The organism is uncultured Nocardioides sp. (assembly GCF_902805925.1).
GTDB lineage: Bacteria > Actinomycetota > Actinomycetes > Propionibacteriales > Nocardioidaceae > Nocardioides.
In genome coordinates this window covers 1-9,034 of the sequence record NZ_CADCUP010000079.1, presented here as the reverse complement: position 1 = coordinate 9,034, position 9,034 = coordinate 1, and the positions used below count along the sequence as shown (strand labels likewise).

Sequence of the window (9,034 nt, the reverse complement as noted above, 5' to 3'; positions counted from 1 at the left end):
ACCTACGGCTGGGGGATGATCCCGGTGACGGTCACCATCGGGAAGACCGAGTGGACCACCTCGCTGTGGCCCAAGGACGGCGGCTACGTCGTGCCGCTCAAGGACCGGATCCGCGAGGCGGAGGAGATCGCGCTCGGTGACACGGTGTCGGTGCGGCTGTTCGTCGACGTCTAGTGGGGCGTGTGGTCGTCCCGGCCGCACGGTGGACGAGCACCGGCGAGGAGCGCACGACCCGCACGCCGCAGAGCCGAGGAGCCGGGCACCGAGCCCACCTGGCCGTCGAGCGCGTTCGCGGTGACCAGCCAGCGGCAGCACGGCCACCGCCATGGCCGGCGCGCCGGCCATCGTCCGGCGGCGGTCCCAGCGGTCGACCAGGACGCCGGCGAGCGGCCCCGCCACCACCTGCGGGAGGTACGCCGCCAGCAGGGTGCCGCCCGAGGCGAGCGTGGAGCCGGTGAGGTCGTAGACGGCGTAGGCGACGCCGATCCCGAGGATCCAGTCGCCGCTCAGCGACACCACGTTGGCCGTGAGCAGCAGGCGCAGGTCGCGACGCTCCCGGAGCACGCGCCGGACGACGCCGCGCCTCGATGTCATGACGACACCATAGCGACGTCTTGATGGTGTCAGCAAGACGTCATGAACTGCGGAACGGTGTCGGCCGGCGGCCAACCATCGGCCAACCGCTGAGTCCTACCGTGACCGGCATCACACCCCGTTGCCGTACGACGCCCGCCCAGGAGGCTGCACACATGACCCGGATCGAAGTCACCGTCGACGGCTCGAAGGTCACCGACGACGTGGAGCCACGGATGCTCCTGGTGCAGTACCTGCGCGAGACGCTGGGCAAGACCGGCACCGTCGTGGGGTGCGACACCAGCAACTGCGGCGCGTGCACGGTCCACCTCGACGGTCGCAGCGTGAAGTCCTGCAACGTGCTCGCCGTCCAGGCGAGCGGGCACGAGGTCACCACGATCGAGGGCCTGGCCGCCACCGGCGGTCACGCCGACGGCCAGCTGCACCCGGTGCAGGAGGCGTTCCGGGAGTGCCACGGCCTCCAGTGCGGGTTCTGCACGCCGGGGATGATCATGCAGGCGGTCGACCTCCTCAACGAGAACCCGAGCCCCACCGAGGAGGACGTGCGGCTGGGCATGGAGGGCAACCTCTGCCGCTGCACGGGCTACCACAACATCGTCAAGAGCGTCCTGCACGCCGCCGGGGGTGCCCGGTGACCGCCACGCAGGAACGGCCCGACACGGCCGCGGCCAAGGAGATCGGCCGCGACCGCCGCCGCAAGGAGGACCAGCGCCTCATCACCGGTCGCTCGCGCTGGACCGACAACATCACCCTGCCCGGCATGCTGCACCTCGCGATGGTCCGCAGCCCCTTCGCCCACGCCACCATCACCGGCATCGACGTCACCGAGGCGCAGGCCGCGCCCAACGTGGTCGCGGTGCTCACCGGCAAGGACCTCGGCGAGTCCCAGGGCGCCTGCATCAACGCCTGGGCGATCACCACCGACCAGGTCACACCGGCGCACGTGCCGATGCCGAGCGACCGGGTGGCCTTCGCCGGCGAGACCGTCGCGGTCGTGGTCGCTCGCAGCGCCGCCGCCGCCCGGGACGCCGCCGAGCTCGTCGACGTGGAGTACGACGAGCTGCCCGCCGCGCTCGACCTGAAGGAGGCGGCGGCCGCCGACGCTGAGCACGGCGTGCTCGCGCACCCCGACCTCGGCACCAACAGGTCGGCCCTGTGGACGTTCGACTCCGCGGAGGCCGGCACCGGGGGCGACGCCGACCAGGCGATCGCGAGGGCCCGCGCCGAGGGCATCGTGATCGAGCGGGAGTACCGCCAGCAGCGGCTCATCCCCGCCTTCATGGAGCCCCGGTCGACCGTGGTGGACCCGACCGGCGAGCAGATCACCATGTGGTCCGCCACCCAGATCCCCCACATCCTGCGGTTCGCGCTGGCCGCGAGCACGGGGGTCCCGGAGTCCAAGATCCGGGTCATCGCCCCGGACGTCGGCGGCGGCTTCGGCGGCAAGCTCCAGCAGACGCCGGAGGAGATGATCACCTTCGCGGTGGCCCGCCGGCTGGGCAAGCCGGTGAAGTACACCGAGACCCGCTCGGAGTCGCTGATGACGGCCCACCACGGCCGCGACCAGTGGCAGCGGCTGACCCTCGCCGCCGAGAAGGACGGCACCGTCACCGGCCTCAAGGTCGAGCTGATCGCCGACCTCGGCGCCTACGTATCCCTGATCGGCGGTGGGGTGCCGGTGCTCGGCGCCTTCATGTACAACGCGATCTACAAGTTCCCCGCCTACCACTTCAGCTGCCAGACGGTCCTGACCAACAAGACCTGGACCGACGCCTACCGCGGCGCCGGGCGGCCGGAGGCGACGTACGCCATCGAGCGGCTCATGGACGAGCTCGCCGCCGAGGTGGGCGTCGACCCCTTCGTGGTGCGCGAGAAGAACTGGATCACCAAGGAGGAGTTCCCGTTCACCACCGTCGCGGGGCTCGAGTACGACACCGGCGACTACGAGTCGGCGACGCGGGAGGCCAAGGACCGGTTCGGGTACGACGAGCTGCGGGCCGAGCAGCGGCGGCGCCGCGAGGCCGGCGACCGGGTGCAGCTGGGCATCGGCGTCTCCACCTTCACCGAGATGTGCGGGCTCGCGCCGAGCCGGGTGCTGGGCAGCCTCAACTACGGGGCGGGCGGCTGGGAGCACGCGAGCGTCCGGATGCTCGCCACCGGCACGGTCGAGGTGACCACCGGCGCCTCGGCGCACGGACAGGGGCACGAGACGGCGTTCAGCCAGATCGTCGCCGACCGCCTCGGGGTGGCCTTCGAGGACGTCGAGATCCTCCACGGCGACACCTCGATCGCCTCCAAGGGCCTGGACACCTACGGCTCCCGGTCGCTGGTCGTGGGCGGCGAGGCGCTGGTCCGGGCGGCCGACAAGGTGATCGAGAAGGCCAAGCCGATCGCGGCCCACCTGCTCGAGGCCTCCGTCGACGACATCGAGTTCAGCGCCGGCCGCTTCGGCGTGCGCGGCACCGACCAGGGACTGGCGATGGCGGAGATCGCGATGGCCGCCTTCGCGGCCCACAACCTGCCGGACGGGATCGAGCCGAGCCTCGACAGCGACGCGACGTACGACCCGGTGAACTTCAACTACCCCCACGGCACGCACCTGTGCGCCATGGAGGTCGACACCGAGACCGGCGGCGTGCTGATGCGCAAGTACACCTGCGTCGACGACGTCGGCACCGTCATCAACCCGATGATCGTCGAGGGCCAGGTGCACGGCGGGCTCGCCCAGGGCATCGCGCAGGCGCTGTGGGAGGAGGCGGTGTACGACGACTCCGGCACGCTCGTGTCGGGCTCCTTCGTCGACTACCTGCTGCCCACCTCGGCCGACACCATCAGCTTCGACGTCTCGCACCGCTCCACCGCCTCGACCACCAACACGCTCGGCACCAAGGGCGTCGGCGAGGCCGGCACCATCGCCTCGACCCCGGCGGTCGTCAACGCCGTCGTCGACGCGATCCGCCACCTCGGCATCGACGACATCCAGATGCCGTGCACGCCCGAGCGCGTGTGGCGCGCCATCCACGACGTCGCGGGCGGCGGCGGCACCGACACCGAGGGCGCGGCCGCGCCGCACTTCGACGCCTCCACCGGCATGCAGGGCACCGTCGACCGCACAGATGGAGCAGACCGATGATCCCCACCCCGTTCGAGTACGTCGCTCCCACCACCCTCGACGAGGCGCTGGCCGCCCTGGCCGAGCACGGCGACGAGGCCAAGGTGATCGCCGGTGGGCAGAGCCTGCTGCCGGTGCTGCGGATGCGGCTCAACGCGCCGGAGGTCGTCGTCGACCTCGGCGGCATCCCGGCGCTGCGCGGCATCCGTGACGACGGCGACGCCATCGTCATCGGGGCCATGACCACCCACCACGACGTCCACCACGATCCGCTCGTGCACGAGCACGCCGCGCTGCTGGCCAAGGCCGAGGAGCACCTGGCCGACGCGCAGGTCCGGCACCGCGGCACCTTCGGCGGCGCCCTCGCGCACGCCGACCCGGCCGGCGACCTCGGCGCGCCGGTGCTGGCCCTGGGGGCGGAGTTCGTCGTCGCGGGGCCCTCCGGCAGCCGCACGGTGGCCGGGAGCGACTTCTTCGTCGGCCTCTTCGAGACCGCGATCGCCGAGGGGGAGCTGCTCGTCGAGGTTCGCGTGCCCAAGCACACCGGCTGGGGGGCCCACTACGAGAAGTTCGTGAGAGTGGCCCACCAGTGGCCGATCGTGGCGGTGGCGGTGGCCGTGCGCACCGAGGGCGGCACGATCGCCGAGGCGCGCGTCGGGCTCACCAACATGGGATCCACGCCGCTGCGGGCCCACTCCGTGGAGGAGGCGCTCGCCGGGCGTCCGGTCACCGAGGACGCCGTCCGGGAGGCGGCCGCGCTGGCCGCCGAGGGCACCAACCCGCCCTCCGACCTCAACGGGCAGGCCGACTACCGCAGGCACCTGGCCGGGGTGCTGACGCGGCGCGCGGTGCTGGCCGCGGCGGGCGCGTGAGCCGATGGAGCTGAGCCACCGGTTCACCGTGCCGACCGGCGTCGAGGAGGCCTGGGCCCACTTCCAGGACATCGCCTCGGTGGCGGAGTGCTTCCCCGGCGCCCAGGTCACCTCCGCCGAGGCCGACAGCTTCGCCGGGTCGGTGAAGGTCAAGCTGGGGCCGGTCGCGCTCGTCTACAACGGCTCCGGCACCTTCGTGGAGAAGGACGAGGCGGGCAGGCGCTTCGTGGTCGACGCCAAGGGCAAGGACAAGCGCGGCAACGGCACGGCGGGTGCCCACGTCACCGTCACCATGACCGACGCGGGCGGCCCCGCCGGCTCGACCGACGTGGCCGTCCACACCGAGCTCGCGATCACCGGCAAGCCCGCGCAGTTCGGCCGGGGCGTCATGCAGGACGTCTCCGACAAGCTGCTCGGCCAGTTCGTGGCCTGCCTCGAGCAGCGCCTCCGGGGCGAGGGCGACGCAGGGTCGCCGACCGCCGCGTCCGGGCCGCCCCCGCCGACCGAGGACGCCGCCGAGGACGTCGCCGGCGGCGCACCCGCCGCGTTGGCCGTGGCACCCCCCGATCCCACCGCCGCGCCTCCCCTGCAGGTCGAGGCGCCTCCGGCCGAGCCGGAGGCCCTCGACCTGGGCGCGGCGGTGCTCCCCGTCCTGGCGCGCTCCTACTGGAGGCAGGCGCTGGCTGCGCTGCTGGTCGTCCTCGTCCTGCGCCGCCTGCTCTCCCGCGGCTGAGGGCGCCCCGCTCGCGCTCTCGAGGGGCGGCAGGCGCTTGACCACCGTGTCCCGCCACGGCCGGCCCACCAGCCTCCGTGAACCCTTCACCGCCCTAGGCTCGCGCCCATGCGCGCAGTCCAGGTGATCACCACCACCGGCCCGGCCGACCTCGAGGTGAGAGACGTCGCGGAGCCCGTGCCGGGGCCCGACGACGTCCTGGTGGAGGTGCACAGCGTGGGTGTCTCGTTCCCGGACCTGCTGCTCAGCCGGGGGGAGTACCAGCTGCGGCCGGAGCCTCCCTTCACCCTGGGCGCCGACTTCGCGGGCGTGGTGGTGTCGGGGGCCGCCTCGGGGGAGGGCGGGCTCCAGCCGGGGATGCGGGTGTGCGGTGTCGCGCCGTACGGCAGCGCGGCCGAGCTGGTGGCCAACCCCGTTGGGTCGACGTTCCGGCTGCCCGACGACGTCTCCTTCGACGAGGGCGCGGCGCTGCCGATGAACTACCTGACCGCCCACTTCACCCTCGCCGAGCGGGCCGGGCTCCGCGAGGGCGAGACCGTGCTGGTGCTCGGCGCCTCCGGCGGCGTCGGTACGGCGACCCTCCAGGTCGCCCGGGGCCTGGGCGCCCGCACCGTCGCGGCGGTCTCCACCCACGAGAAGGCCGCGGTCGCGAGGGTGGCGGGCGCCGACGAGGTGGTGCTGCTCGAGGGGTTCCGGGACGCCGTCCGCGGGCTCACCGGCGGCCGGGGCGTCGACGTCGTGGTCGACCCGGTCGGTGGGGACGGGTTCACCGACGCCCTGCGCACCCTGGCCCCGCAGGGCCGGCTGATGGTGGTCGGGTTCGCGGCCGGCCAGGGCATCCCCGAGGTCCGGGTCAACCGGCTGCTGCTCCACAACGTCGACGTGCGCGGCGTCGGGTGGGGCGCCTACGCGATGGTGCGACCGGGCTACCTGCAGGCGCAGTGGGAGTCGCTGGCGCCGATGCTGGCCGACGGCACGATTCGGCCGCCGGTCGGCGCGACGTACGGCCTGGGCGACTTCGGCCGGGCGCTGGCCGAGATCGACGAGCGGCGAGTCCTGGGGAAGACCGTGGTGCACGTCCGCCAGCAGTAGACGCACCTCGTTAGGGTGGGCCGGGTGACGACCCTCGACGACGCCCGTGCGGGCATGGACCACGACATCCGGCCCCAGGACGACCTCTTCGGCCACGTCAACGGCACCTGGCTGGAGACCACCGAGATCCCGAGCGACCGGTCGAGCTGGGGACCCTTCGTCTCCCTCGCCGACGCTGCCGAGGAGCACGTGCGCGTCATCATCGAGGAGCTGGCCGCCGGCGAGGCGGCGTCGGCGGAGGCACGCAAGATCGGCGACCTCTACGCCTCCTTCATGGACACCGCGACGGTCGACGAGCTCGGCACGCGGCCCGTCCGCCCGCTCATCGAGGCCGTCGACGGACTCCGCGACATCCGCGACCTCGCCGCCTTCCTCGGTCGGTTCGAGCGCGTCGGCGGCAGCGGGCTCTTCGGCTCCTACGTCGACACCGACGCCCGCAAGTCCGACCGCTACCTGTTCAACCTCGTCCAGGGCGGCATCGGCCTGCCCGACGAGAGCTACTACCGCGACGAGAAGTTCGCGGAGATCCGCGAGAAGTACCTCGCCTACCTCACCCGGCTGCTCGAGCTGGCCGACCGTCCCGACGCCGGGCAGACCGCGCAGCAGGTGCTCGAGCTCGAGACCCGGCTGGCCAAGGGCCACTGGGAGCGGGCCGAGACGCGCGACGTCCAGAAGACCTACAACCTGATGACGCTCGAGGAGCTCAAGCAGCTGGCACCCGCCTTCGACTGGGACGCCTACATCACCAACCTGGGCGGGACCAGCGCCACGATCGCCGAGACCTGCGTGCGCCAGCCGTCGTACTTCGAGCACCTCACCACGGTGCTCGAGGAGGCCCCCGTCGAGGCGTGGCAGGCCTGGCTGATGGTGCGGGTGCTGCGCTCGGCCGCGCCGTACCTCACCGACGACTTCGTCGAGACCAACTTCGACTTCTACGGCCGCACGCTCTCGGGCACCCCCGAGCTCCGCGAGCGCTGGAAGCGCGGGGTGTCGCTGGTCGAGGGCGCGCTCGGCGAGGCCGTCGGCAAGGAGTACGTCGCCCGCCACTTCCCGCCGCGGTCGAAGGCGCTCATGGACGACCTGGTCGCCAACCTCCTGGAGGCCTACCGCCAGTCGATCTCGCGCCTGGACTGGATGAGCGAGGAGACCCAGCAGCGCGCCTTCGACAAGCTCGCCACCTTCCGGCCCAAGATCGGCTACCCCGAGAGGTTCCGCGACTACTCCGGGCTGCAGATCGCGCCCGGCGACCTGATGGGCAACGTGGCTGCGGCGGCGGCCTTCGAGACCGACCGGGAGCTGGCGAAGATCGGCTCGCCCGTCGACCGCGACGAGTGGTTCATGCTGCCGCAGACCGTCAACGCCTACTACAACCCCGGCACCAACGAGATCTGCTTCCCCGCGGGCATCCTGCAGAAGCCGTTCTTCGACCCCGACGCCCACCCGGCCGAGAACTACGGCGGCATCGGCGCGGTCATCGGGCACGAGATCGGCCACGGCTTCGACGACCAGGGCGCGCAGTACGACGGCGAGGGCAACCTCAACGACTGGTGGACCGCCGACGACAAGGCGGCCTTCGAGGTGAAGTCCAAGGCGCTCGTCGCGCAGTACGACGCGTTCTCCCCCCGCGCGCTCCCCGACGAGAAGGTCAACGGCGCCCTGACGGTCGGCGAGAACATCGGCGACCTCGGCGGCCTCACCATCGGTCACACCGCCTACCTCATCGCCTCCGGCGGCGAGGCGCCGGTCGAGGACCGTCGCACCGTGTTCCTCAACTGGGCCTACTGCTGGCGCACCAAGCGCCGCCTCGAGCAGGAGCGGCAGTACCTCACCATCGACCCGCACTCGCCGCCGGAGTTCCGGGCTAACATCGTGCGCAACCTCGATGAGTTCCACGAGGCCTTCGAGACCGCTCCGGGCGACGGCCTGTGGCTCGAGCCCGACGAGCGCGTCCGCATCTGGTGACCACCCACTAACCGAGGAGACGACGATGTCCGAGCACGACGAGGTGCCGACCGAGCAGGTCTCCGGTGGGCTGGTGGTGGGGCACGACGGCTCCCAGGCCTCCGGCCGGGCCGTCACGTGGGCGGCCGGCCTGGCCGCGCGCCTGCAGGTGACGCTGCACGTGCTGCGCGCGTGGAGCCTCACGAACGCACCGAAGCCGGCGGGCATGGCGCCGGGCTACGTCCCGCCGCGGGCCGACTTCGAGGAGGCGGTCCGCGAGGCGCTCTTCGCCGACCTGGCGCGCCTGGACCTGCCGCCGACGTGCACGGTGCGGCTGCACGTCGCGCACGGCCAGTCGTCGTCGCGGCTGCTCGAGCTGGCGCAGGGCGCCGAGATGCTCGTCGTCGGCTCCCGCGGTGCGGGTGGGTTCCACGGCCTGGGCTTCGGCTCGACCGCCGACCAGGTGGTGCGCTACTCGCCCTGCCCGGTCGTCGTGGTGCCCACCGAGAAGCGGTGATCGACCCGGCGCACCGGCAGGCCGGGCACGCGGTCCGGATGGAGTGGGGGCCGACCGGCGCGGCCGCCGTGGCGGTCGACGCCGACGTCGCGGTCGTCGTCGACGTGCTGTCGTTCACCACGACGCTCACGGTGGCGCTCGAGCGGGGCATCCGGGTGCATCCCTATCGGTGG

Annotated in this window: 8 protein-coding genes; all 8 read left to right on the top strand. The window is 72.6% G+C overall.

The window, feature by feature from the left end:
- Positions 1–15: 15 nt before the first annotated feature.
- The 8 genes from QZX64_RS05705 (at position 16) to QZX64_RS05665 (ending at position 8,861) form a co-directional block, all read left to right on the top strand.
- On the top strand, positions 16–174 hold the full coding sequence (locus QZX64_RS05705) for a DUF1905 domain-containing protein (protein ID WP_295657640.1): 159 nt from the start codon (positions 16–18) through the stop codon (positions 172–174).
- A gap of 575 nt (positions 175–749) precedes the next feature.
- Positions 750–1,229 (top strand): (2Fe-2S)-binding protein, encoded by a 480-nt coding sequence (locus tag QZX64_RS05695; protein WP_295657639.1) that lies wholly within the window; start codon positions 750–752, stop codon positions 1,227–1,229.
- Positions 1,226–3,727 carry a xanthine dehydrogenase family protein molybdopterin-binding subunit gene (locus tag QZX64_RS05690; RefSeq protein ID WP_295657638.1) on the top strand — a complete coding sequence of 834 codons (2,502 nt, stop codon included), beginning with the start codon at positions 1,226–1,228 and terminating at the stop codon, positions 3,725–3,727. The genes QZX64_RS05695 and QZX64_RS05690 overlap by 4 nt, the downstream gene beginning before the upstream one ends.
- On the top strand, positions 3,724–4,578 hold the full coding sequence (locus QZX64_RS05685; RefSeq protein ID WP_295657637.1) for a xanthine dehydrogenase family protein subunit M: 855 nt from the start codon (positions 3,724–3,726) through the stop codon (positions 4,576–4,578). Before QZX64_RS05690 ends, QZX64_RS05685 begins: the two co-directional genes overlap by 4 nt.
- Positions 4,579–4,582: 4 nt before the next feature.
- Positions 4,583–5,311, top strand: a complete 729-nt coding sequence (locus tag QZX64_RS05680; RefSeq protein WP_295657636.1) for an SRPBCC family protein — start codon at positions 4,583–4,585, stop codon at positions 5,309–5,311.
- 108 nt (positions 5,312–5,419) lie between these two features.
- Positions 5,420–6,403, top strand: coding sequence for an NADPH:quinone oxidoreductase family protein (locus QZX64_RS05675; protein ID WP_295657635.1), 984 nt, complete (start codon positions 5,420–5,422; stop codon positions 6,401–6,403).
- A 24-nt stretch (positions 6,404–6,427) separates the two neighbouring features.
- Positions 6,428–8,365, top strand: coding sequence for a M13 family metallopeptidase (locus tag QZX64_RS05670; protein WP_295657634.1), 1,938 nt, complete (start codon positions 6,428–6,430; stop codon positions 8,363–8,365).
- 25 nt (positions 8,366–8,390) lie between these two features.
- On the top strand, positions 8,391–8,861 hold the full coding sequence (locus tag QZX64_RS05665) for a universal stress protein (protein ID WP_295657633.1): 471 nt from the start codon (positions 8,391–8,393) through the stop codon (positions 8,859–8,861).
- Positions 8,862–9,034 lie beyond the last annotated feature (173 nt).